Origin of the sequence: Mesobacillus jeotgali (genome assembly GCF_031759225.1) — a bacterium.
GTDB classification, from domain to species: Bacteria; Bacillota; Bacilli; order Bacillales; family Cytobacillaceae; genus Mesobacillus; species Mesobacillus jeotgali_B.
In genome coordinates this window covers 912,834-937,925 of sequence record NZ_CP134494.1, presented here as the reverse complement: position 1 = coordinate 937,925, position 25,092 = coordinate 912,834, and the positions used below count along the sequence as shown (strand labels likewise).

Annotated in this window: 24 protein-coding genes, 1 pseudogene and 1 riboswitch; of the genes and pseudogenes, 11 read left to right on the top strand and 14 right to left on the bottom strand. The window is 44.8% G+C overall.

Annotated features, from left to right (window positions below; genetic code table 11):
* Positions 1-31 precede the first annotated feature (31 nt).
* Complete coding sequence (locus RH061_RS04690) at positions 32-976, top strand: Gfo/Idh/MocA family protein (RefSeq protein ID WP_311074309.1); 945 nt, start codon at positions 32-34, stop codon at positions 974-976.
* A 25-nt stretch (positions 977-1,001) separates the two neighbouring features.
* Here RH061_RS04690 and RH061_RS04685 read toward each other — a convergent pair whose 3' ends face one another.
* On the bottom strand, positions 1,002-1,508 hold the full coding sequence (locus RH061_RS04685; protein WP_311074307.1) for an NUDIX hydrolase: 507 nt from the start codon (positions 1,506-1,508) through the stop codon (positions 1,002-1,004).
* Positions 1,509-1,661: 153 nt separating this feature from the next.
* On the opposite strand from RH061_RS04685, the gene RH061_RS04680 reads away from it, so the two are divergent.
* Both RH061_RS04680 and RH061_RS04675 read left to right on the top strand, forming a co-directional pair.
* Positions 1,662-2,036 (top strand): hypothetical protein, encoded by a 375-nt coding sequence (locus RH061_RS04680; RefSeq protein ID WP_311074304.1) that lies wholly within the window; start codon positions 1,662-1,664, stop codon positions 2,034-2,036.
* Between the two features lie 171 nt (positions 2,037-2,207).
* Positions 2,208-3,905, top strand: coding sequence for a PAS domain S-box protein (locus RH061_RS04675; RefSeq protein ID WP_311074303.1), 1,698 nt, complete (start codon positions 2,208-2,210; stop codon positions 3,903-3,905).
* A gap of 56 nt (positions 3,906-3,961) precedes the next feature.
* Here RH061_RS04675 and RH061_RS04670 read toward each other — a convergent pair.
* Positions 3,962-4,193, bottom strand: a pseudogene (locus RH061_RS04670) (excisionase family DNA-binding protein).
* Positions 4,194-4,199: 6 nt separating this feature from the next.
* On the bottom strand, positions 4,200-4,784 hold the full coding sequence (locus RH061_RS04665) for a DUF1836 domain-containing protein (protein WP_311074301.1): 585 nt from the start codon (positions 4,782-4,784) through the stop codon (positions 4,200-4,202).
* Between the two features lie 131 nt (positions 4,785-4,915).
* On the opposite strand from RH061_RS04665, the gene trhA reads away from it, so the two are divergent.
* Complete coding sequence (trhA, locus tag RH061_RS04660) at positions 4,916-5,563, top strand: PAQR family membrane homeostasis protein TrhA (RefSeq protein WP_311074300.1); 648 nt, start codon at positions 4,916-4,918, stop codon at positions 5,561-5,563.
* 34 nt (positions 5,564-5,597) lie between these two features.
* Here the strand turns inward: trhA and RH061_RS04655 are convergent, their stop codons facing one another.
* The 6 genes from RH061_RS04655 to RH061_RS04630 all read right to left on the bottom strand — a co-directional run bounded on the left by RH061_RS04655 (position 5,598) and on the right by RH061_RS04630 (position 9,577).
* Positions 5,598-6,212, bottom strand: coding sequence for an exonuclease domain-containing protein (locus RH061_RS04655; RefSeq protein WP_311074298.1), 615 nt, complete (start codon positions 6,210-6,212; stop codon positions 5,598-5,600).
* Positions 6,213-6,315: 103 nt separating this feature from the next.
* On the bottom strand, positions 6,316-6,819 hold the full coding sequence (gene thiW, locus RH061_RS04650) for an energy coupling factor transporter S component ThiW (RefSeq protein ID WP_311074297.1): 504 nt from the start codon (positions 6,817-6,819) through the stop codon (positions 6,316-6,318).
* A complete protein-coding gene (gene thiE, locus RH061_RS04645; RefSeq protein ID WP_311074296.1) occupies positions 6,816-7,472 on the bottom strand; it encodes a thiamine phosphate synthase in 657 nt (218 codons plus the stop codon). Before thiE ends, thiW begins: the two co-directional genes overlap by 4 nt.
* Positions 7,445-8,284: a bifunctional hydroxymethylpyrimidine kinase/phosphomethylpyrimidine kinase gene (thiD, locus tag RH061_RS04640; RefSeq protein ID WP_311074294.1), complete on the bottom strand. Its 840-nt coding sequence runs from the start codon at positions 8,282-8,284 to the stop codon at positions 7,445-7,447. The genes thiE and thiD overlap by 28 nt, the downstream gene beginning before the upstream one ends.
* Positions 8,285-8,287: 3 nt before the next feature.
* On the bottom strand, positions 8,288-9,097 hold the full coding sequence (gene thiM, locus RH061_RS04635; RefSeq protein ID WP_311074293.1) for a hydroxyethylthiazole kinase: 810 nt from the start codon (positions 9,095-9,097) through the stop codon (positions 8,288-8,290).
* 70 nt (positions 9,098-9,167) lie between these two features.
* A riboswitch (TPP riboswitch) is annotated at positions 9,168-9,277 on the bottom strand.
* A 162-nt stretch (positions 9,278-9,439) separates the two neighbouring features.
* Complete coding sequence (locus RH061_RS04630) at positions 9,440-9,577, bottom strand: DUF3951 domain-containing protein (protein ID WP_311074292.1); 138 nt, start codon at positions 9,575-9,577, stop codon at positions 9,440-9,442.
* 123 nt (positions 9,578-9,700) lie between these two features.
* Between RH061_RS04630 and pepT the strand changes: the two genes are divergently transcribed.
* The 7 genes from pepT to RH061_RS04595 all read left to right on the top strand — a co-directional run bounded on the left by pepT (position 9,701) and on the right by RH061_RS04595 (position 17,588).
* Entirely contained in the window at positions 9,701-10,933 is a 1,233-nt protein-coding gene (gene pepT / locus RH061_RS04625) for a peptidase T (protein WP_311074291.1), read from the top strand.
* 218 nt (positions 10,934-11,151) lie between these two features.
* Complete coding sequence (gene liaG, locus RH061_RS04620) at positions 11,152-12,015, top strand: LiaG family protein (RefSeq protein WP_311074290.1); 864 nt, start codon at positions 11,152-11,154, stop codon at positions 12,013-12,015.
* 335 nt (positions 12,016-12,350) lie between these two features.
* Entirely contained in the window at positions 12,351-14,084 is a 1,734-nt protein-coding gene (locus RH061_RS04615; protein ID WP_311074289.1) for a sensor histidine kinase, read from the top strand.
* A gap of 3 nt (positions 14,085-14,087) precedes the next feature.
* Positions 14,088-14,819 carry a LytR/AlgR family response regulator transcription factor gene (locus RH061_RS04610; protein ID WP_311074287.1) on the top strand — a complete coding sequence of 244 codons (732 nt, stop codon included), beginning with the start codon at positions 14,088-14,090 and terminating at the stop codon, positions 14,817-14,819.
* 161 nt (positions 14,820-14,980) lie between these two features.
* Positions 14,981-16,432: a carbon starvation CstA family protein gene (locus tag RH061_RS04605; protein WP_311074286.1), complete on the top strand. Its 1,452-nt coding sequence runs from the start codon at positions 14,981-14,983 to the stop codon at positions 16,430-16,432.
* 2 nt (positions 16,433-16,434) lie between these two features.
* Positions 16,435-16,590 (top strand): hypothetical protein, encoded by a 156-nt coding sequence (locus tag RH061_RS04600; RefSeq protein ID WP_311074284.1) that lies wholly within the window; start codon positions 16,435-16,437, stop codon positions 16,588-16,590.
* Between the two features lie 65 nt (positions 16,591-16,655).
* Positions 16,656-17,588, top strand: a complete 933-nt coding sequence (locus RH061_RS04595) for a ketopantoate reductase family protein (protein ID WP_311074282.1) — start codon at positions 16,656-16,658, stop codon at positions 17,586-17,588.
* Positions 17,589-17,655: 67 nt separating this feature from the next.
* Here the strand turns inward: RH061_RS04595 and buk are convergent, their stop codons facing one another.
* From buk to RH061_RS04570, 5 genes are all read right to left on the bottom strand, one after another.
* Positions 17,656-18,714, bottom strand: coding sequence for a butyrate kinase (gene buk / locus RH061_RS04590; protein ID WP_311074281.1), 1,059 nt, complete (start codon positions 18,712-18,714; stop codon positions 17,656-17,658).
* Positions 18,715-18,731: 17 nt separating this feature from the next.
* Positions 18,732-19,652 carry a phosphate acyltransferase gene (locus RH061_RS04585; protein ID WP_311074279.1) on the bottom strand — a complete coding sequence of 307 codons (921 nt, stop codon included), beginning with the start codon at positions 19,650-19,652 and terminating at the stop codon, positions 18,732-18,734.
* 370 nt (positions 19,653-20,022) lie between these two features.
* A complete protein-coding gene (locus tag RH061_RS04580; RefSeq protein ID WP_311074278.1) occupies positions 20,023-21,147 on the bottom strand; it encodes an NADH-dependent flavin oxidoreductase in 1,125 nt (374 codons plus the stop codon).
* Between the two features lie 130 nt (positions 21,148-21,277).
* Positions 21,278-23,518 carry a sensor domain-containing protein gene (locus tag RH061_RS04575; RefSeq protein WP_311074277.1) on the bottom strand — a complete coding sequence of 747 codons (2,241 nt, stop codon included), beginning with the start codon at positions 23,516-23,518 and terminating at the stop codon, positions 21,278-21,280.
* A 164-nt stretch (positions 23,519-23,682) separates the two neighbouring features.
* A complete protein-coding gene (locus tag RH061_RS04570; RefSeq protein WP_311076269.1) occupies positions 23,683-24,984 on the bottom strand; it encodes a DUF2254 domain-containing protein in 1,302 nt (433 codons plus the stop codon).
* Positions 24,985-25,092: the final 108 nt, after the last annotated feature.

Here is a 25,092-nt window from a genome sequence, read left to right as displayed (position 1 = left end):
TAGTGTGTAAAAGAATTACTGGAGGTATCTTATGATAAAAGTAGGAGTGATTGGCCTTGGGGCGATTGGCCAGCGTTTAATTAAAGGTTTTCAAGAGCACCCGGAGATTGAGATTGCGGCTGTATGTGACGCGATGGAGGATAGAGCGAAGGAAACGGCAGCCGAGCTTGGCGGGATTCCAGCGTTCACGGAGCATCAGGAAATGCTTGAGAAAACGCAATTGGATCTTGTTTATGTCGCTGTTCCCCCTAAGTTCCATCATGCTGTTGCATCTGATGTACTTGCGAAAGGAATACATATTCTTTGTGAGAAGCCGCTGGCTAACTCGGTTGAGGAGGCAGAAAGTCTATTAAAACAGGCACAGGATGCAGGTGTCGTCCATGCGATGAATTTCCCGCTGAACTATAGCGCCGGGAGCAAGACGTTCGCAAAATTAATTCAGGAAAACTATGTTGGCAACCTGAGAAGGGTTCAATTGAAAATGCACTTCCCGCAATGGCCGCGTCCATGGCAGCAGAATGCATGGGTTGCGAGCAAGGAGCAGGGTGGCTATGTCCTGGAGGTTGGCGTCCATTTCATCCAGCAGCTGCAAAAGATTTTCGGCCCAGTAGAGGTGAAGGATGTCCAGATTCAATTCCCTGCTGACCCGCACGCGAGTGAAAATGCGATTCTTGCAATCTTAAATCTAGCAGATGGGACTCCGGTTCTGATTGATGGCATGAGCCAAATTGCCGGCAAGGAGGAAATTGCGTTCACTGCCTACGGTGAAGATGGCACACTGTCACTTTTAAATTGGGGCGAGCTAATCGGCGGCAAGCTTGGCGAGGAAATCCTGCCATTGGATGCTGATCACTCCCTGACAGATTCGTTGGTTGATAACCTTGTAAAAGCAATCAAAGGCGAAGAAGCGACAATCATTGATTTTGCCGCCGGCTATGAGTCACAGATTGTATTGGAACAACTCCGGAAAGGTTGAGAGCGCTGATTTGCGCTCTCTTTTTTCATCTCCCCTGAAGGCTTCTCATCCATTCTTCATCCCACTGAAACTCAGTCTTTTCACTATCGTTTTTCATAAAAATGCTCTCGGGATAAGGCAATGCTAATTCTGGCTTGCTTTCAGGTTTGAAGTATCGTAATGCGGCAGTCTCGCTGTCAATTGGATTGTGCTCTCCCCCGATGGGTCTGCACTCGAATACAAACACCACATACTCAACCTTGTGGCCGTTCGGGTATTCATAACGGAACTCTTCCCCGCCAAAAACACCGAGTAATTTCTCCGGTAAAACCTGAAGCCCTGTTTCTTCCCAGACTTCGCGGACTACGGCTTCAGCCGGTGCTTCTCCTAGTTCGATCGCTCCTGCCGGCAAGCTCCACTTTTCTCCATTCCCTTTGTTCTGGAATAAGATTTCTCCCGCTTCATTCCTGATGATTCCTGCCACACTCGGCATAAAAATAAGGTCACTTCCCACTTTGCTCCGAAGATCCTGATAGTAATTTGACATTCCCATAATACCTTCACCACCTGCTTATCCATTCGCCGCCCCGCCAGTTTTTCCCTTCTTTGGGCGAATGCCTATCACTCTCCGCGTTCACCTACATACTTTATAGAGAATTTATCGCCAGCTCTCAGGCAGATTTTTCTCAATAAGGAGTGTGCCCGCATGTATCAACATCACTTTAATTACAACCCGAATCAATTTGACCCTTATACTCATTATGATTTCAACTATTACGCACAGCAGCAGGATTCGCATGGTTACGAAAGACAGCCAGCTCTCGAACGTAGAGTGACTCAGCTTGAACGGCAGTTCCAGGTTCAAAAAACAGAGCTGGATCGGCAGAATAAAGAGATTGGCCGCCAAAACAGGGAGATTGCAAGGCTCAATAGGGAGATTGGCCGTTTAAACAATGAGGTTACGCGCTTGAATCAAAACGACGAACGGCATACGCGACGTTTAAACCGTTTGAACCAGAGGCTGCGCACTGTTGAAAACCGTTTGAATATCCCTTTCCAGGCAACGGATGGAGATTTTTAAAAAAATTCTCAAAGGACCGGATCCGCTTTCGGTCCTTTGCATAATTTTCCAAATAGAAGAGAAAATAAATTAAAAATAATCTTAATTTAATTCGAAAAAATTGTGCTACTATAGAAAAGTAACACTAATTTCAAATTGCGTGAGCTTGATGCTTACTTTAGGAGTCAAGAGATGAAGAAAAAGCAATATGTCCTGATCTTTTTCATACTGAGCATTGCCTGGATTTTCGGTACAAACTATTTGCTGAATTTATACGCTCCTTCTGAATTTGTTGCCATTATCGAACATACGAAAGAAATCCTTTATGTATTGCTGGCAGGTTGGTTTTTCTATTTTTTCATCTCGAAGATGGAGGAATTGAGTGCCTCCAGAAAAGAGGAAGAGCGCCTATCCACATTGATCAATTCAATGGTCGATTTCGTCAACTTCAAGGATGGAGAAGGCCGCTGGATTCAGGCAAATGATTTTGGTCTGAAATTGTTTGATATTGAAAACGTTGACTATAGAGGAAAGAAAGACTCGGAGCTTGCGGAGTACAGCAATTATTTCAGTGATGCATTGAGATATTGTGAGATCTCCGATGAAGAAGCATGGAAAGCAGGCGGGATCATCCGTGTCGAGGAAGTGCTGCCGCAGCCTGATGGAACGAACAAGACGTTCGATACGATAAAAGTCCCTCTTTTCAATGATGATGGAAGCCGACAAGGTCTTGTCATCATCGGCCGGGATATTACCGAACGAAAAAATGTTGAAACCCTTCTCGAAGAGAGCAGGCAACAATACCGGTCATTGTTCGAGTACAGTCTTGATATTGTTTCAATGCTTGACTTGAATGGGACGATTACCAACCTGAATCCACAGTTCGAAAAAATCACAGGGTTCAGCAAGGAAGAATTTATCGGGAAAAACCTGGCAGACTTACTTCCTGATTCCCAAAGACAGATGATCTTAGATAAGGTTGCCAGTGTGGTCGAAAATCATTGTCCACAAATGTTTGAGCTCGAATTACTGCATAAGAACGGTAAGCCATTGATTTTCCAAAGCACGTCCCTGCCGATCATCGTGAATGATAAAATCGCCGGGATCATTTGCAATTCACGGGACATAACGGAACTTCGCCAAACAGAGGAACGTTTGCGAAGAACGGACAAGCTTTCAGTAGTGGGTGAACTTTCCGCGAGCGTGGCACATGAAATCCGTAACCCGCTCACTTCCCTGAAGGGCCTTGTCCAGCTGCTGCAGATGGAAGATGAAAAGCACCAGTTGTACTATCAGATCATGATCGACGAACTGAACAGGATCAACCATATCGTGAGCGAATTGCTGTTGTTGGCCAAGCCCCAGCAAATCAAATATACGGAAGCCGACATACAGGTGATTCTACATGATGTTATCTCTCTTTTAAAATCAGAAGCAAGCCTGCATAATATCCAGATCGAATTCCAGGTCCAAAGTCATCCTGTCATGATTGAATGTGAGCCGAACCAGCTCAAGCAATTATTCATCAATATTGTAAAGAATGCGATTGAAGCATCTTCTGCAGGAGATGTCGTCGGCATCACACTTCAAAGCCATGATAACAAGGTAACCGTTATGGTCAAGGACGAGGGAGTGGGAATATCGAAAGAACTTCTCGAAAGAATTGGTGAACCTTTTTATTCATCCAAGGAAAAAGGTACTGGTCTCGGAATGACGGTCAGCTTCAAAATCGTCCAGTCCCATAATGGCACAATCAAGTTCAAAAGCGAGCCTGATATAGGGACAGAAGTGGTCGTCCAATTGCCGATCAAGCACGGAGACAAAGTGAACGGGCTGCAAGGCAAGAAAAACGGAAGCTCATTGGTGAGCCAATCAAAGAGCGGACAATAACCCAGGACTCTTATAAAGTATTAAAAACGCGAAAGGATAAGTCCTTTCGCGTTTTTTTAATCCTCATCTTTAATGTCGATATCCTCTGGCACAGGCTCATTCATTATTTCCTCAACGAGCTTTTTATACTTCTCTACCTGTTTCATATGCGTGTTGAATTGATCCTTGTAGATCAAATATTGTTCACCATCATGAATGGATCGTATTTTTTTTTTGGAAAATCATGTTTTCTACCTGTTTTTCCGATATCGATAAATATTCCGCTGCTTCTTTTACTGTCAAATACACCCTGATTCAGTCCTTTATCTTTTTTTCAGCTGCAATTCTGTCAACTAGCTTTTCCGCTGTCTTTCTGTAAAAATTACTTATATTAATGAGGGATGCAATCAGAAGGACCGTTTCAAGCTCCTCTGGTTCATCTACCTCAAGCCTCTCCACTTCTCGTTTCACTTCTTGCTCGGTCTTGAGGACATCCTCATTAAAAATCTCTATGTTTTTCCCATGTAGATTCAAGAAACTTTGATAAAATTGGCCAAGCTGAATTTCTCCTGACACAGTCTTCTCATTGATTCCTTCGAGTGTCTGCTTGATGTCCTGAATGGATAAACCGCCCTTCAGCTGATAAATCAGGCTGATCAGGATCAAGTGTTCCTTCGAATACTTCTTATTCTTGATTGGGAAAAACAGCTTCCCCTTAGCGTAATTATTGATCATTGTTTTCGTGAGGACCTTCTCATCCTCATTCCTCGTGGAACTGCCGAAGTTCTTTTCGAATAGCTGGATGACCTGATCCATATACAAGTCAATCTCCGGAATGTCTTCCAGTGCGATATTATTTTCAAGATTGAGTTCAGTTAGCAACTGTTCTAAATTATCCACTATAAACTCCTCATGTTTTTATTTTATTATAATGCAAAAAAACAAGGTCGTAAACATTGACTACATACCATTATGCATATATTATTATATATAGTTATCAAAACTACATTAAACGATATGGAGGTTTAAAAATGAACAGCTACATCCGCGAACCAATCAATGGCCTCACCCATCTTGCTGGTGCCTTACTATCCTTTGCGGGACTGCTTGCACTCGTTATCAAAGCTTCAATTACTACAGGTTCAGCACTCGCAATTACTTCCGTCACGATTTTTGGCATCAGCATGATCCTGCTTTATACGGCATCCGCTACCTACCATATGGTCATCAGCAAAGATAGCGTCATCGCCTTCCTTAGAAAAATTGACCATTCAATGATTTTCGTCCTGATAGCCGGAACCTATACTCCGTTTTGCCTGATCAGTCTCAACGGAGTGACAGGCTGGACACTGTTCGGCATCATCACATTCGCTGCAGTGTGCGGAATCCTTTTTAAGATGATTTGGTTCAAGAGCCCAAGATGGCTGTCGACCTCTATTTATATTGTCATGGGCTGGATGGTCATTTTCGTCGTGTCCCCACTCTCCTCTGTGCTGAGCACGGGAGGAATTTCCTTGCTGGTCATCGGGGGAATCATGTACACGATCGGCGGTGTCATTTATGCTTTGAAGCCCGATTTCCTTCGATCCAAGCACCTGGGATTCCATGAAATCTTCCACATTTTCATCATGCTCGGAAGCACCGCCCATTTCCTTAGCGTATACGTATATGTCCTATAAATATTGAAAAGGTGCCTGCAATCAGGCACCTTTCCTAGTAGAACATCCTTCTTCTCTGTTTTTGGGCAGGCTGGTATTTGCGCATCGGGCCATAGTCCAGCACTTCTTTTAAATAATAATCGCCGTTCGGATTTTGCTGCTTCAAGAGTTCCGTCAAATATGTAATATCATCCATCGCTCTGTGGGTCTGGAACTTCGAGATATTATGTGCCTGCAATAAGGTGAGCAGCTTGCTGTTCGGGAAACCATGGTTCTTCCATTGTACATTCTTCATCGTGCAATACCATTTCATCTCATTGACTTCCGGATACATCCTGAATAAAAAGCTTCTGTCAAAGGAAGCATTATGAGCAAAAATCGCATCAGTACGAGTGAAGAATTCCATGATTTTCTCATCGTAAAATGTTTTGCCGCGCACCATGTCATAATGGATTCCATGGATTCGGTAAGCCCTGTCATAGTTTCTTTGTGCCGTTGTCGACAGCGGCTCCCTCAAATATGAATCTTCATCTACTATATCAATAATTTCCCCTGTTTCTTCATGGAAAGAAAACAGCTTCAGCGCTAATTCTATGATTTCATCCGAATCCGGTCCCAGTCCTGTTGTCTCGACGTCCACTACCAATCCAAGCTTGTTCTCTTTGTTCAAAAATGTCACCCTTTTCAGCTGGTATATATGAATCTATCTTTAATCATATAGCAGGTCTTCTCCGTTTTCCAGCTAAAGGCAAGAGGATGAAATCATTTCCAAACTACATCCTGTTGGTCATCTCTAATCGAACAGCTGCATTCTTCATGAAAATCTTCAGAAGCACGAAGCCAATTGCCGCACCAGCAAGCGAGCTGGCCAAAAATGCCGGTACCATCCCAAACAATGCTGCTTCTTTACCAAGGAACAATGTAGCAATCGGATAGCTGGCAATCCCTCCAATGATTCCGGTGCCCACTACCTCCCCCGCAAAGGCAAACTCCATTTTCCTCGTCTTTTTATACAAATAAGCAGCCAGAAGAGCGCCGATCATACTGCCAGGAAAAGCGAAAACTGAGCCGGTCCCCATCATATTCCTCAGTAAAGAGATGCCAAATGCCTGGGCAACGGCGTAATAGGGTCCAAGCAGCACGGCTGACAAAACATTGATAAAATGCTGCACCGGGAACACCTTGACGATTCCGAGCGGGATGAATAACATATGGCTGGTCAATGTACCAATCGCCATCATCATGGCGGTGAGGGTAAGCTTTTGTGTCTGTCTCATTTTTCACCTCCGTTTAATGTATCTTTTAATCTTGCTGCAGCTTCCTTGATGTCTTCCGCTTGGCTGATCGCTGTAATCACAGAAACACCATCACCTCCAGCTTCTATTACTGCTGCTGCATTATCCGCATTGATACCGCCAATTCCGACAATCGGGACGCCAAAGTCTTTTAGCTGCTCCAGCAATGCTGTTCCCTGGACTGGCCTTGTATCCTTCTTTGTTGCCGTCGGAAAAATCGGCCCAACCCCAAAATAATCTGCACCTGCGAGCTTAGCTTTTTCAGCTTCCTCCAGATTGTGTACAGAAACTCCAAGTATCTTATCGCCAATTTTTTCGCGGACCTGTGCGGCCTCCTCATCCTCTTGGCCAATATGAATACCATCTGCATCAAGCTCCAGGGCAAGTTCAAGATCATCATTCACAATGAAGGGAATGCCGCTTTCCCTGCAAACATCTTGCAGCCTCTTGCCCAGTTCTAGCTTCTCGAGATCATCTAGACACCCTTCGCCTTTTTCTCGATACTGAAAAAGCGTTATTCCTCCGCGAATCGCGTCTTCAAGCACTTTGACTGGTTCCACCAAACAGTTCGTGCTGCCAGCAATAAAATAAAGCTTAAGCAAACTTCTCATTTGTTCAGGACTGATTCTCGCCATGAGCTGACCCCGCTTTCCTTTTTCATCTTGTAGGCCCAATGGTTGGTAGGTCCATGCCCATTTCCGATATCCAACGGGTTGGCTACGGCAGCCTGGATGAACTCCTTTGCAACAGAAACTCCTTCTTGGACCGAAGCCCCTTTCGCCAGCTGTGCCGTAATCGCAGCTGAAAAAGTACAACCTGTACCATGGGTGTGCTTAGTATTGATTCTTGGAGAGGAAAAAAAGGTAAAATCCCTGCCATCGAACAGGACATCAACAGATTGAGCTGCCTCCTCATCATGTCCGCCTTTTAACACTACATTTTTCGCTCCAAGCTCATGGATGCGTTTTGCAGCATCCTTTTTCTCATCCATAGTGCTGATTGACATTCCGGTCAGTACTTCTGCCTCGGGAATGTTCGGCGTGATGATAAGACAGAGCGGAAGCATATGTTTTTTGAGGGCTGAAACAGCCTGCTGCTGAAGCAGTGAGGCTCCGCCTTTCGCAATCATGACAGGATCGATCACGACCTTCTCCCAGCTCAACTCCTTTATTTTTTCCGCGACCACTTCGATGATTTCCGCGTTAAAAAGCATCCCGGTTTTCACGGCATCGGCCCCAATGTCCTCACCAACGGATTGGATTTGCCTTGCCACAGCCTCTGCGGTCATTGGAAAAACTCCTTGGACACCTAGAGTGTTTTGCGCTGTTACTGCTGTCAACGCGGACATCCCGTATACACCCAGCTCCTGGAATGTTTTCAGGTCTGCCTGGATACCCGCTCCGCCTCCGCTGTCCGATCCTGCGATTGTCAGTGCTTTTTTCATCATCAATTACCTCCTTTTATGAAAAGAACTTCTTTTAAAGATTTCCTCAGTATCCAAGTGGTACAGCTGGTTCAGGAACTCTGCTTGAAAACTTCCCGGTCCATGCATGGCGCTTTTGTCAGCGGCAACTTCTGCTGCTACTCCATAAATAATCAGTGCAGCATTTGCTGCTTTCAGAAAATCCTTCTCCACAGCTGTGAATGCCCCAATGACCGAAGTCAGCAGGCATCCTGTACCCGTTACCTTCGTAAGGATGGGGTGTCCATTGCTGACGACAAACGTTGATTTCCCATCTGTAATAACATCTTCCTTCCCTGTCAGCGCCACAATCGTGTTCAATTTTAGCGCTGCGGATTCAGCCAGCTCGATTACATCCCCATCTGAGTTTCCTGCGTCAACGCCGCGTATGCTCCAGGTTTCACCGGCCACATTCGCTATTTCCGCAGCATTTCCCCTGATAATACAAATCTCTAATTCCTCCATCAGCCTTCTTGCTGTTTCAGTTCGATAAGCAGTTGCCCCAGCGCCCACCGGATCAAGGATCACTGGCACGCCCTTTTCATTTGCCGCACTTCCGGCAATCAGCATCGACTCTACAACTTCAGGGCGCAATGTTCCGATGTTCAGTACAAGGCTCCCAGCCATGCCTGCCATTTCAGCGACTTCCTCGTGTGCATAAGCCATCACAGGAGATGCGCCCAAAGCCAGCAGTCCATTAGCGGTAAAATTGGTGACCACAACATTGGTGATATTATGTACGAGCGGATTCTCCCTCCTGACTCTTTCTAGCAAGCCAGCAATCTCCCTTTTTTCCATCCTGATCCCTCCTTAAAAATATAAAAAGCCAGATCCGTTAATGGACCTGGCTTAAAAGCAAAGTAAGAAAACTTCTCTTACACTACTTTCCTACGCTGGTATTACCCAGATCAGGTCCGAAGGGTTAAAAGACTTAGCGTCTTCCTCTCAGCCCGCAGCAGGGCACCCCTAGTAGTACATCGATATTCAATTGTCTTTATCCTAGCCTTAACTCTTATATATGTAAAGTGAAAAGTACATATTCTGCCATTTTTCCAGTCTATTTGTTTTCCCGAAGCTTAAGATATATTTGCAGAATTAGAATCGTGATTGCCCCTCGAAATAAGCAGGGGGACTCCGATATCAATCCTCTTTCTTTTTTCCTTCGGCAAGATCGTCGAAAGGAGTATAGTTATTGCTCGGCAATTTTCCGGATGTGATTATTTTGTAGATCGAATAAAAAACAACAAACAGCACAATAGCCGTGAACACATAACCCATATTCCCCATCCTCCTTTTCATCCATTATACATGTAATAAATGGAATTTTCATTCTTTTTCAAATGGTGTTTCGGACGAACTATGCTAATATGAAAATATACATAGTAATGGGAGATGAAAGAAATGAAAAACGAGATTATCGAAAGATTCACCTCATATGTAAAAGTGGATACTCAATCGAATGAAAACAGTGAAACCACTCCTTCAACAGAAGGCCAGCTCACTCTTGCCAATATGCTGGTCGAAGAATTGAAATCAATCGGCATGGAAGAAGTCAGTATTGACGACAATGGTTATGTAATGGCCACCCTTCCAGCCAATACGGATAAAAATGTGCCAACCATTGGCTTCCTGGCTCACGTTGATACAGCAACCGATTTTACCGGCAAAAATGTGAATCCACAGATTGTGGAAAACTTCGATGGCAACCAGATCATCCTGAACGAGGAACAGAATATCATTCTGTCTCCTGCGGATTTTCCGGAGCTGCCTCAATATAAAGGGCATACGCTGATCACCACAGATGGAACGACACTCCTCGGTGCGGATAATAAAGCAGGAATTGCTGAAATCATGACAGCAATGGATTACTTGATTCAGCATCCTGATATCAAGCATGGGAAGATTCGTGTTGCATTCACGCCAGATGAGGAAATTGGCAGAGGCCCGCATAAGTTCGATGTTGAAGCATTCAATGCGAAATTCGCTTATACTGTTGACGGCGGACCGCTTGGCGAACTGGAGTATGAAAGCTTTAATGCCGCAAGCGCCAAGGTTACTTTTAAAGGCAAGAACGTCCACCCGGGAACAGCAAAAGGGAAAATGGTGAACTCAGCCAAAATAGCAATGGAATTCAACAGCAAGCTTCCTGCCGAAGAAGCACCAGAGCATACGGAAGGGTATGAAGGCTTCTTCCACCTTAGCTCGATCAACGGTGATGTGGAGGAAACAACGCTTCACTATATTATCCGTGACTTTGAGTCTGACAGCTTCCAGGCACGCAAGGACTTGATGCAGAAGATCACCAATGAATTGAGACTGACTTACGGCGAGACACGAGTCGAACTTGAAATGAATGACCAGTATTATAATATGAAGGATAAAATCGAGCCGGTGAAGGAAATCGTCGACATCGCCTATGAAGCAATGGAAAACCTCGGCATAAAGCCGATCGTCAAACCGATCCGCGGCGGTACAGACGGTTCCCAGCTTAGCTATATGGGACTGCCGACACCGAATATTTTTACAGGCGGAGAGAATTTCCACGGAAGATTCGAATATATCTCTGTTGATAACATGATGAAATCAGTAGAAACAATTGTAGAAATAGCTAAACTTTTTGAAGCAAAGGCCTAACCATTATACAACCAGAAGCCAGATTCCCAAGCCGTACGGAATCTGGCTTCTTTTTTTAGAGCCTATTACTGAAGTTCTCGAAAGAAGCCTCGATGAGCGACCTAACCCAAAATCCGCCTCAGGTCCTATCGAGATTTAAATCGGAGGTGCATTGGGGTTCAGAGCGATTACCCTTATTCTGGATATAGAAGAACGAGACTTGAGAGGAGTTTTTAAAAATGAAAAAGATTTTAATTATTTTCCTGGTGATTACCGGGGCTTATATTGGTTGGAATTATATGTTCGATGGAAGTGGAGTGAACTTTGCACAGGCGGAAGACGCAGTGAAGGTGACCAATGATACGGATAAAATCAGTATTGATGTATCAAGCGTCGAGACAGTGATTGTGCCAGAGGAGCGCGATGATGTCCGCGCCGAGCTGGAGGGCGAAGGAACGGTTAAAGTTAAGAAGCACGGTGATGAAATTAAGGTTTCTGTGAAACGGAAAGGCTTCTTCTGGTTCAACTGGTTTGAGATGGATAAAACTACTATGACAGTTTATATCCCAGAAGATTATGAAAAGGATATGAACATCGAGCTCGGTTCCGGGGAGATTGTTTTTAAAGGTGAATCTGCTGATAACCCTATGAAGCTAAGAGATCTTTCACTCAATATCGGTTCGGGAAGGGCCGCATTGGAAAATTTTGTCGTTGAAGAACTGGTAAACCATAGCTCATCTGGTGAGGTTGAAATGAATTCCATTAATGCTGAAGCCGGTTCATTTGATGTCAGCTCCGGAAGCGTCCATGTCAAAAACTATTCTGGAAAGTTGGATGCAGATGTTTCCTCCGGTGAGCTGGAAATCCAGATGGACCAGTTGTTCGATGATGTCAGCCTCGACGTCAGCTCCGGCTATATCGGATTGGATCTGCCCGAAGATGCCGGCTTCACATTGAATGGAAAAGTAAGCAGCGGGAACATATCAAGCGATTTTCCGCTTCAGGACAAAGAACAGTCTGACAACCGCCTGGGCGGCAAGCACGGAAGCGGCAAATTTGAAATCGACGCTGATGTATCAAGCGGGAATATTAATATAAAGTAGGTTTTTATAGGGGTGGCGAACTGGAAAAAACAAGCTAGAATTTCCAGTTCGCTATAAAATTGAAAAAGTCGCTATAAAATTGAAAAAGTCGCTATATAAAATTGAAACTCGCTATAATAATCAATAAGTCGCTATAAAAATCAAATACTCGCTATATAAAAAAATTTTCGTTACTAACTCACTCCCTTCCACCCTATTTCAGAAGCGAAACTGGATTTTCAAAGCCTGGCAGCAGCACGCCAGGCTTATTTTTATATAAAACTCAGACAGTGTGTCTTTGTTTTTCACTAGCATTCATTTAAAATAAGTGCAAACACTTCCTGAGGAGCATCATTATGTTTGAATTACTCATTACGATGCTTGAACGGCTTGGCATCATCGTGACGATTGCATTTATTTTAACGAGGTTCCGCTTCTTCAGGGGATTGATTTACCATGATTCACTGAACAGGCGACAGCAATATTTCGCCATTCTATTCTTTGGTTTTTTCGGGATCATCGGTACGTACTCAGGGATGAGTTTTTCAACGGACAATCTCCAGTTTAATCCCTGGGCTGCTGATCTGGCATCGGATGAAGCCATTGCCAATTCCCGTGTCATCGGGATTGTGATTGCCGGAATGCTTGGCGGCTACAAAGTGGGGATTGGGGCCGGCCTTATCGCTGGTCTGCATCGTTTCACGCTCGGAGGGTTCACCGCTCTTGCCTGCGGGCTTGCTGCCATCGTTGCCGGAATCATCGCCGGCCGTTTTCAAAAGAAGAAAAATAATGTCAACCTACGGACCGCCTTCCTCGTCGGGGCGATTGCCGAAACAGTGCAAATGCTGATTATCCTTTTGATTGCCAAGCCTTATGAGCAAGCGCAAACACTGGTTGAGATCATTGGTGTTCCGATGATCATCGCAAACGGGTTCGGTTCTGCACTATTTTTGATGGTGATCAAGAATGTCGTTTCCGAGGAGGAAAAGACTGGAGCGATGCTTGCGCAAAAAACACTGCGAATCGCCGACCAGACACTCGCATATCTGCGCAAGGGAATCAATCAGGATTCAGCGCGGGCTGTATGCCAGATTTTACACACCGAGGTTCAAACTAGCGCGGTTGCAATTACCAATCAACATGAAATCCTCGCCCATATCGGTCTTGCTGATGACCATCATCGTTCAACAAGCCCTATCCAGACCCAGATTACGAGGGATGTGCTGAAAAGCGGCAAGCTCGTTGTCGCCAATGATGAAACGATCCACTGCCGCGAGCAAAGCTGCCCTCTTGGCGCTGCGGTGATTGCTCCACTGAAACTGCGCGACGAGACGATCGGCACGCTGAAGTTTTATTTTAAATCGGAAAAAGAAATTACCAATGTCGTCATTGAGCTGATAGCCGGGCTCAGTAATCTGCTCAGCAACCAGCTTGAAATCGCTGAAGCCGATAAAGCCTATCAGCTTGCCAAGGAAGCTGAGATTAAGGCCCTTCAGGCCCAAATCAGTCCTCATTTCCTTTTCAATACAATGAATGTCATCACCTCATTGATCAGGATTGATCCTGCAAAAGCGAGGATGCTACTGGTTTCTCTGTCTCATTTCCTGAGGCAGAACTTGAACGCCACTACCTTGTCAATGACGACTCTTGAACAGGAATTGGCTCATGTGAAAGCCTATCTATCCATTGAGGAGACGCGGTTTGTAGAAAAGCTTCGGGTTACCTATGATATTGATGAGGGCGCTTTGCCTGTAAAAATCCCGCCGCTGACGCTGCAGCCAATTGTAGAAAATGCCGTAAAACATGGAATCAAGAATATGGATCATGACTGCCAGATTCATATATCCATTCGCAAGGGCGCTAAAAGCACGATTGTAGCTGTTCACGATAACGGGCAGGGAATGAATCAGGAACGGATCAATCAGCTAGGCAAACAAATCATAGATTCTGAGACCGGAAGCGGAATTGCGCTTTTTAATGTAAATAGAAGACTTACGATGAACTTTGGGGAATCAGCCTCACTGCGGATTGATAGTGAGCCAGGAAAAGGCACGAAGGTTTCCTTTACGATTCCACAAGCGGAGGAATGATGGATGGACAAGATGATACGTACTCTAATCGTAGATGATGAATTATACAGCCGGGATGAACTGAAGCACTTATTGCAATCCTTCCCCTCCATCCAGGTTGTTGGGGAAGCAGAGTCAGGTGAGGCTGCAGTCATGAAGGCTTTGCAGTTTCATCCTGATGTCATATTCCTGGATGTCGAAATGCCGAAAATGAATGGTATGGAAGCAGCGAAAGCGTTGATGGAACTAAAAAAAACACCGCTGATTGTGTTTGCAACGGCCTATCCGCAATTTGCTGCCGAGGCTTTCAGATACAATGCTGTGGATTACTTGCTAAAACCCTATGACGAAAATCAACTGAAGGAGACGGTTCAAAGAATTGAGAAGAATTTCATGATGCCTGCCGAGCAAGACTCGGGCAAGCAGACTGGAAAGCTCGCCGTCGAAGGTGATGGCGAGATCTTTTATCTCGATCCAAAGGATATCCTTTACATATCAAGAGAAGAAAAGAATTCAAAAATCATCACGAGAACAAGGGAATTCGAAACAAAGATTCCTTTAAAAGACCTTGAAGCCCGGCTGACGGCATACTCTTTTTTCCGGATTCATAAAAGCTATATTGTCAACCTCGATTATGTCACCCGCCTCACTCCATGGTTCAACGGCGCCTATCAACTGGAAATACAAGGCCGGGATGAAATGCTGTCAGTAAGCCGGAATTACGTAAAAGCGCTGAGGACCCAACTGGAATTATAAGTTTTCATTAAAGCATCTTAAGGGTGCTTTTTTGCATTTCAATCGACATATTTTGCACTTCACACTCATTTTCTTGCATCTTGTTCACAAAACAGCCATAATTTCACCTTCTCTATTATACTTAATGAAAACGCATACAATTTTCTTTGAGGAGGTTTCATATGTATACCTTTCTAGCTGGTATCGCACTTTTAATTATTGGTTATTTTACGTATGGCAAGTTTGTAGAAAAGGTTTTCGGGGTGAACGAAGGCCGTCACACTCCGGCTTATACACATAAAGATGACGTTGACTATGTGCCAATGTCCACAGCGAAAAACTCTTTGATTCAGCTTCTTAACATCGCTGGTGTTGGTCCTATTTTCGGGCCGATCATGGGAGCGCTTTATGGACCGGTAGCTTTCCTTTGGATCGTTCTTGGCGCCATCTTCGCTGGTGCTGTCCACGATTACCTAACAGGTATGATTTCAATCCGTAACCGAGGCGCACACCTTCCTGAACTTGCAGGAAAATTCCTCGGTAAAGTCATGAAGCATGTGGTCAATGCATTTGCGATTCTTCTTTTACTATTGGTTGGAACCGTTTTCGTAACTGCTCCAGCTGGTTTGCTTCACACCTTGATGGACGGAAAAGTAACAATGGGCATCATCATCGCCGCAATCTTTGTTTACTATATTTTAGCGACACTGCTTCCTGTTGATAAAATCATCGGCCGCTTCTACCCAATCTTCGGCGCATTGCTGTTAATCAGTGCCGTTGGAGTGGGCGCAATGCTTGTCATCACTGGAGCACCGATTCCTGAATTATCATTGACAAATTTCCACCCTGATAATGCCGCGATTTTCCCGCTCTTGTTCTTAACAATTTCTTGCGGAGCGCTATCAGGTTTCCATGCTACACAAACACCGATCATTTCACGTACAACGCAAAATGAAAAGCAAGGCCGCAAGATTTTCTACGGCATGATGATTGCTGAAGGTGTCATCGCCATGATCTGGGCAGCTGCAGCAATGAGTTTGTTCGATGGCTACAACGGCTTGAATGACATGCTTGCAAACGGCGGACCTGCTGCCATCGTAAGTGAGGCTTCAACAGCGATGCTTGGAGCAATCGGTGGAACTCTTGCAGTTCTTGGTGTAATTGTACTTCCAATCACATCTGGTGACACTGCATTCCGAAGCGCACGTATGATCATCGCTGACTACTTCAATTTTTCACAAAAGAAAATCACTAGCCGCCTTTGGATTGCAGTTCCATTGTTCGTGATCTCTTTCGCACTGACAAAAGTGGATTTCACCATTCTTTGGAGATACTTCTCATGGGCTAACCAATCAACTGCAGTTATCGCACTTTGGGTTGGTGCCATGTACCTGTTCATCGCCAAGAAGAACTACTGGATCGCGATCATTCCTGGTATGTTCATGACAGCAGCAACGACTTCCTATATCCTTAATGCCCAAATCGGATTCGGCCAGTCGCTGACAATTTCCAATATTGGAGCGTTAATTGTAACAGCTGTCATCACGGTTATTTTCTTTAACGCTGCTAAAAAAGCTCGTGCTAAAAACATCCCGCTTGATGAAGATATCTCTAACTACAACAAGGTAGCATAACGATGAGCGGGTGCTGCAGTCCGGAATATCGCAAAACGGTCAATGAGAAAGAAGCTCAGGTTAATGACAAAGGGAAAGAGCAGCTTCCCCTTTTCGCAAAAATAATCATTGTTCTCATTACTGCAGGAGGGCTGCTCGCAGCCTTTCTTGTATACTAATAAGACAAGGACTGTGCACGCTTGAACCCAGGCGTGCACTTTTACATACCAAGGAGGTTATGGATATGAAAATACTGATTGTCGGTGCAGGTGCAATTGGCGGCTACTTTGGCGGACGCCTCTTGGAAAAAGGAGAAAATGTCACATTTTTGGTGCGTGAAAAGCGCCAGCAGCAGCTTCGTTCCTTTGGATTGGTAGTGGAAAGCATCCATGGAAATATGCACTTTACAGAACCTAAGACTGTTTTGACAGGAGAAAATGTGGAGCCATATGACGTAATTCTTGTTTCAACGAAGTCCTACCATCTGGAGGGTGCCATCAAGGACATCACACCCTATGTCGGAGACAAGACGATGGTCCTTCCATTATTGAACGGCATTGCGCATGTAGATGCACTTGAAGAGGCATTCGGGACTGAAAATGTAATTGGCGGTTTATGCTTTATCGAAACTACTCTGGCTCAAGATGGAAAAATCATTCAAACAAGCCCAATCCATGACCTTGTTTTTGGTGAGCGAACTGGCGAAAAAACGCAACGGATTTTACAGCTTGAACAAGCGTTCAGCGGAACGAAGGCAAGCTTCCGCCTTTCCGAAAAAATCCAGCAGGAAATGTGGCATAAGTATTTATTCATCACTTCACTGAGCGGCATTACCTCCCTCTTCAGATCGCCAATCGGGCCCATTCGCGATCAAGAACATGGCTGGAATACAATTGAGAAACTCGTGAATGAAGCTGCGGCGATTATGGAGAAAATTGGCGCACCGCTCGCTGAAGGAGCTATTGATGCCACCCTTGGAAAAATGAATGAAATCGGACATGGAATGAAATCCTCCCTGCAGCGGGATATGGAAAAATCACTCCTGACTGAAGCTGATCACCTTTTTGGCTATTTACTGGAGAATGCCAAGAAATCAGGTTTGGAGGCCTCAATTTTATCTGCCATTTATGCAAATGTAAAAGTTTATGAAGGCCTGCTTTTACCTGAAAAAGTCTAAATTGATTCCCTTACGCACAATGCAAAAAATGCCTGAGCCTCACGTAAATCAACGGCTCAGGCATTTTTTAATAGATTTTCGCGTCCTCGAGTCCTCTCATCACTCGTAAAGCCCCTGTTGCCAATGCTTCCATTTCCGTTTCACCAGGGAGGATAAACACTTTTCCCAAAAAACTGATTCTCTTCTTAATTAAGCCTACGATCCTATCTGAATGGGCGATTCCACCGGTAATGATGATTCCGTCCATCTGCCCTTCCAGAACGGTGGCCATCGCGCCAATCTCTTTTCCGATTTGATGTACCATTGCCTTTAATATCAGGCCAGCCTCCGAGTCACCCTCAGCGGCCCGGCTCTCAACGTCTATGAGATTCTTAGTGCCGAGATAGGAATACACCCCACCCTGCTTGGTCATTTTTAGAAGCAATTCTTTTTCAGTATATTTCCCTGAAAAACAAAGCTGTACCAGCTGTTTTGCTGGCAGCCCGCCCGCTCTTTCAGGAGAGAACGGCCCCTCATTTTCTGCATTATTGACGTCTATGATTTGTCCATTTCGCACCGCTGCTACCGATATCCCGCCACCAAGATGGGCAACAACGAAGCTGGCACCTTCCAAATCCTTTCCAAGATGTGCTGCAATTTTACGAGAAACACCTTTGATATTCAGTGCGTGGACATGGCTTTTCCTTTCTATATCAGCCAGGCCGGAAACCCTTGCTTCCGGGACCAGTTCATCCACACACACTGGGTCAACGATAAAGGCCGGTATGTGATGAGAGCCCGCTATTTCTGCTGATATCATTGAACCCAGGTTTGAGGCATGATTTCCATACTTGCCTGTTTCCGCATCATTCAGCATAGAATCATCAACAAGATATGTCCCACTATCCATCGCCTTCAGCATTCCTCCCCGGCCAACGACAGCAGCAAGCCCTGAAGGATTTAAATCCTGATCCCGTAAAGCTTCCATGATGGACTCAAGCCTGTATGGCAACTGGTCTTCCAATTCCGAAAGCTTCATGATTTCTTCATCATGATGGGTAATCGTCTTTTCAAAAAGCAGATTTTCATTTTCATAAACTGCTAGCTTGGTAGAAGTGGATCCTGGATTTACCGCTAGGATTTTCATAATAGCTCTCCTATCTATCAGACGCTGACCGTTGTATTGGATGCGGCAACGACAGCGAGTGCAATCGAGGCCAATTTTGCCTCTGCAGTATCTGACCGTGAGTTCAATACGAGCGGCACTTTCGCACCCAGCACGATTCCCGCCATCGTCCCTTTCGCAAAATACGTGATCGCCTTGCCAAGGAAGTTTCCTGCCTCAATCGTTGGGACAATGAGCAGGTCTGCCGCGCCCTCAAGCTCGCTCTCCAATCCTTTATGGAGAAGCGACTCCCTGCTGATGGCAAGGTCGAGCGGAAGCGGTCCTTCTATCAGCAGTTCCTGGCTATATTCATTTTTTATCACCATGGCCAGATGATCGGCTTCCACGGTCACAGGCATCTTTTCGCTGACTCTTTCATTAGCTGCTAAAATCGCAATCCGCGGCGAGTCGACCCCAATCCTTTCTAGAAACTCGATTCCATTCAAGATGATCTTCTTTTTCTGCTGAAAATCCGGCGCTATATTGATGCCGCCATCACTCATACTGATCAGCCGATCTGCCCCCGGGATATCGAAAACAGAAAGATGGCTGATGACTGTGCCAGTTTTTAAATTAAGCTCCTTATGCAGCACCCCTTTTAAAAATGGCGTGCTATTCACGAAGCCTTTCATGATAATCTGCACATGTCCCTCGCTAGCCAGTTTAGCAGCAACAAACGCATTCTCCTTTTCTGTATAGGCAGGATGAACAGGATAGTCCTCTACAGAAAAGTCTATTTCCCTCGAAAGTTCAAAGATCTTCTGCGGGTCGCCGACTAGATAAGGTTCGATGATGCCGATTTCTACAGCTGTTTTAACCGCTTGAAGCACATCCAGGTCGTGCGCTGCTGCAACGCTCATTTTTACAGGCGGCCTTGTTCGTGCAATATCAATGACATCTGTAAAGCTTTTATAGCGCATGCTTATCACCTCCTGTTGTTCTGAATACGGCTGATCTTTTCAATCTTCTCTTCTATCCAGACATCGTAAGCCCTTACATATTTTTATTATAAAGACTTCACCTGCTGCTTACGGTGATATATCTTACACTTTTATGGCAATTCGAACTGGAAAAAATCATTGAAAATTTCCAGTTCGCCAATAAAATTTGATTTTCGCCAATAAACGAGGGATTATCGCCAATAAATTTATTTTTTCGCCAATAAACTTGTGAACTTCGCCAATAAAATCGATTTTTCGCCAATAAGATGATCCAGCAGGGGAATTATCATTAAAAATAAACGAAAAAAGAACCAAAACAGCAGCTTTGGTTCTTTTCATCACAATTATTTTATTGAATACCTGGAAACCAGCCTGGTGTATTGATGATTGCCTGCCATAATGGATCAGGAACGACAAGCCGGGCCTGTGCTCCTGGGTCGATCTTTGTTTCAATTTCATCTTCACGGCCCGTTCCAACTTTTTCTACCCAATCTGGATCAATGATCAGTTCGCGGCCTAAGGCAAGCAATGGGACTCCTGTACCAAATGCTTTGATTACATCTTCTGCACTATATAGTGAACCAACGCCGATGACTGGGACTTTGCTGCCGACCCGCTCGTGGATGATTTCCATTCTGGAACGATCATCGTCGACACCCCGTCTTGGCTTCGACCAGAAATCATTTAAAGAAACATGCAAATAGTCCAGATCCTTGTCTGCCAGGGCATCTATCAACTCCAGAGTATCTGCCATCGTAATACCCGGCTCCTCAGGCTCTTCCGGCGAAAATCTGTATCCGACAATAAACGGTTCCTTTGCATGCTTTGCGGTCACTCTTTTTACCTCATCAACAATCGCCAATGGAAATGCCATTCTTTTTTCCAGGGAGCCTCCCCATTGATCATCACGTCTGTTTGAATGAGGTGAAAAGAATTGCTGAATCAAATAGCCGTTGGCTCCGTGGATCTCGACACCATCAAAGCCTGCTTCAATTGCCCGGCGTGTTGTCTCGCCGAACGCGGCAATAATGTGTTCAATTTCCTCCCCAGTCAATGCTCGTGGTGCTTTCGCATTGTTACGCTCTGACTGAACATCGCTCGCACTGACGATATCACCGTTTGGCACAAGCTCAGGAGGACACTCACGGCCGCCGTGGAAAATTTGCAGCACTGCTTTAGCACCTTCAGCTTTAATCGCAGCTGCCAGCTTCTTAAGGCTTGGGATCATTTCATCGGTATCGGCACCGAATTCTCCATGAAACCCTTTCCCATTTCGGGTTACATATGTACACGCAGTTATTACCATGCTGACGCCTTGCGATCGGCGGGCGTAGTATTCTGCCTCTGCTTCTGTCACAGTTCCATCCTCGTTCGATGAAAAATTGGTCATCGGAGCCATGACAAGTCTATTTTTCAGCTTAATCCCATTCCGAAAAGTAAAAGTTTCAAATAATGGTCTGTATTTTTCATTCATGAATGTACTCCTCCTTCTTTAGTTTACGAAAGTGTAATAGCCTAAACGGTCTTCTGTTAAACATCCAGATTATTATTTACAATCTGTTCGAAAAAATGTCCGTTAACGACGACAAAATAAAGATACTCTGCTATTGCAGAATGTCTACATGTCTCATATTTTTATGAAGCAACTCTTCCATTTCCTTGACTGGAAGCGGCCTGCTGAAATGATAGCCTTGTCCGACCTTGCAGCCATTTTTGAGTAAAAATGAAACCTGCTCCTGTTCCTCGACGCCTTCAGCAATAACATCGAATTGCAGATTATGCCCCATGTCAATGATGGTCTTGACCATCGCTCCCTGGTTGGAATGGTGGATGATATCGTCAACGAAGGATTTATCGATTTTTATTTTATCTATTGGAAAATGTTTTAGTAAGCTTAAGGATGAATATCCGGTGCCAAAATCATCAATCGCAAGCGTAATGCCCAGCTCCTTCAGCTGACCAAGGATCAACGCTGTCTTCTCACTGTTCTGCATGACGCTTTCTGTAATTTCAAAATCAAGAAACTTTGGAGACAGCTGCGTATCGCTCAGCACCTGTTTTACACTATCAATGAAACGATCTTCCTGGAGCTGTCGCACTGAAATATTGACTGACATCGGTATCGGGCTATAGCCTTTCTCCTGCCACGCTTTGTTTTGGAATGCCGCATTTTCCAGCACCCATTTCCCAAGCGGGACGATCAATCCCGTTTCCTCAGCAAGGGAAATGAATTCAGCTGGTGAAATAATCCCTTTCTCCGGATGGATCCAACGCACAAGTGCTTCCACACCAATGATTTCCCCAGTTTCCAGATGAATCTGTGGCTGATAATGAAGTGCTAGCTGATTTTGCTCCAGCGCTTTCCTCAGGCCGTTCTCCAGCTCCATTTTACGTGAGGAAAGACCGTGGAGCTGGTTCGTGTAAAACTGGTAATTGTTCTTCCCGCTATCCTTTGCGAGATACATTGCCGTATCCGCATGCTTGATCAGTGTTTCCTCATCCTGGCCATCTTCTGGTGCCATGCTGATGCCAATACTTGGGGTCACAAAGAATTCCTGGCCTTCGATTGTAATTCCCCTACCAAATTCTTCAAGAATCCTATCAGCGATTTTACTGACTTGATCTTTCCCAAGATCTTTAAGGACGATGATGAATTCATCACCGCCTTGGCGTGAAACAAGGCCTTGCTCTTTGACTGCATTTTTCAGTCTGCTCGCGACGACCTTTAACAATAAGTCGCCAAAACGGTGGCCCTTTGTATCATTGATAATCTTGAAACGGTCAAGGTCAAGGAACAGTATAGCGACCCTTTCATTCCCTTTTGATAGCGAATCTTTCAGGTGCTTCCTGACCATGTTCCGATTCGGCAGACCGGTAAGCACATCGTAGTAAGCCATATATTTGATGGTTTTTTCCGCCTTTTTCCGCTGCGTCAAGTCCCGGCCGACAATCTGTTCAGCCATCCTTCCTTCATATAAAATCGGCATCGCCGACATCTCTACCTCGATTGCTTGTCCATCCAACTGGGTTGCCTTGAATTCGAACCACAATTTTTCTTCAAATTCTTCGCCTATTGTCAACTCTCGGTTTTTTATATGAGAAAGAACTTCAGGCGGGATCAGCCTTGAAATCGGCTGCCCGACCAGTTCTTCGGGGCTTTTCGCTTTAAAAAGCTTGCAGCCGGCTTCATTGATATAATCCAGCTTCCCTCTGCTGTACACCGCGATCAAATCAGGGGACATTTCCACAAGGCTGCGATATCGTCCCTCACTTTCCTTTCGGTTGGTTATATCGAAAAGGACACTCGTAAAATCCACGAAGTTTCCGTTCTCATCAATGACAGGAATGCCTCTGTCCTGGATCCAGCGCACCTCTCCATCAGGCCGTATGATCCGATAGATACTGGTGACTGCTTCCCCTCTCGACAATCCCTCTTCCCTTTGCGCTAAAATGTGGATATCCTCAGGGTGAATGACCTTTTTCCATAGTGTATTATCGTGATAAAATTCCTCAGATGAATGTCCGTATAATTTTTCAATTCCACTTGTGATCAGAAGTGTGTCCGTCTTCAGGTCATGGGACCAAATTGCAACATCCAGGGTATCAAATATGTTTTTCAGCCGTTTTTTGTGGCCATCCAGATCCTCTGCTCCAGTTCTTAATCCTTTAATCACAAGGAAGACCACTGAGATGTAAACAATGGACACGGCCAGATCAATCAAGAACCCTTCCATTTCACTAATGGAAAAATAAAACGAAGTTGACCAATCAACCAGCTCCGCTAACAGAAGAAATATAATTATCGAAAAGCCGGTCAATCGTTGTATCTTTCCTTCATTGCCCATTTAAAATAGATCCTCCTGTACCACACCGCAATATCTGTTGGAAATTTTAAAAAGTTCTACTACTAAAATAACAAACAACCGCAGTAGGGCACAACGAGATTATTACAAATGACACGGAAAAATGATGAATTTTGTCATTTCCTGTCTAAAAAAACCATATGACTCTATAGTGCGATTCCCAGCACTGTAGATAGTTGCTGTTTTTTCTCATTCAGATAGATTTGGTCAAGTTCCTTCAACTCACTTGAATCGAACTTTTGCATGCTGTAAATATACAGCTCCCATACGTGCTTCTTCAAGGATTCATCCGCCGTTTTTCCAATCAGCAGATAAGCGTCAATCAAAGCAGTAAGAATGGAAAAGTCCTGGCTCCCATAATGGACAATTTGATAAAAGGATAAATATAAAATATCCATCGTGCGTTTCTGCTTCCCGATTATTCTTGGCTGCAGACCTTGATCATAATAAGCTATATACCGTCCGTTGGAACGGACTCGACAAAGATGCGACAATGCCATACCTAAATAGGAAATACAGACTCTGGCGGTATTCGGGTCATTAACAGCAGGTGAGATGGCCCTCAAGGCTACCTCCACGATCTTCTGGAGCGCAAATTCAGGATCCTGGATTGATGACCGTTCTTTCCCCAGCCTCAAGTATTGATTCAAGATAGCTTCAATATCCTCATCCACCTTGCCACTATGGTGGACCCTGAAGGCAATGCTGTCTTCTGTCAGAAAATCACCGTTCAGGAAATTGGCTTCAACCCCAAGTTCGTTTTCAGTTGCATATCCCAATAGTCCCTGATAGTCCGTCAACTGGACATAACCGAACCCTCTGCATTTTACATCCCGAACAAATTCATAGGTGAAACCTGCATCCTTCCTGTCATCAATCACGTTTGTGTATTCACTATCCAGTGTCTCCTCCTGCCTTTTGATAACTTTTAATGCGCCTTCCGTAATCTCCCTGATCAGCGTACTGACCTGGACGGATGTGGCGACATTATGGATAAAATAGGCGAAGAATGCGAGACAAATGAACGCAATGACAACTCCAACTGTAGCCGAGATCACCTCGCTCTCATACCAAGTCTCACTCATGAACAGGAGCGACAGAATGGAGTAGACAAAGCCTCCCATGAAGATACCAAGCACCCGCAGCGTAACAGGATCTTCAACGAAATTACTCAGTGTCCTTGGGGAAAATTGAGATGAATATGTAGTCAGCACAACCATGATGGTTGAAAAAGTAATCGTCGTCATCGTAAGCAAAGCACCAGAAATTGAACCCAAAATCGTCTGGGCCAAATCTACATTCGTCAGCAAAAACGAAGGAACTATTCCCTGTGCCAGTTCATTGTGATCAATATAAATCACGGCCAATGCCAGCAGGAAAGCCACCACACTATAAATAACCGGCTTCAGCCACATACTTTCCCTAATTCGCAAAACAACTTTTCTCACCAAAGCTTCCCATCCCCTCAGTTACCAACTCTTTCCTTACTTATTTAGACCATTTCGGGGATCTTTAATCCTTTATTGAGCGAATCCACCAAAACTCTTCATCAACAG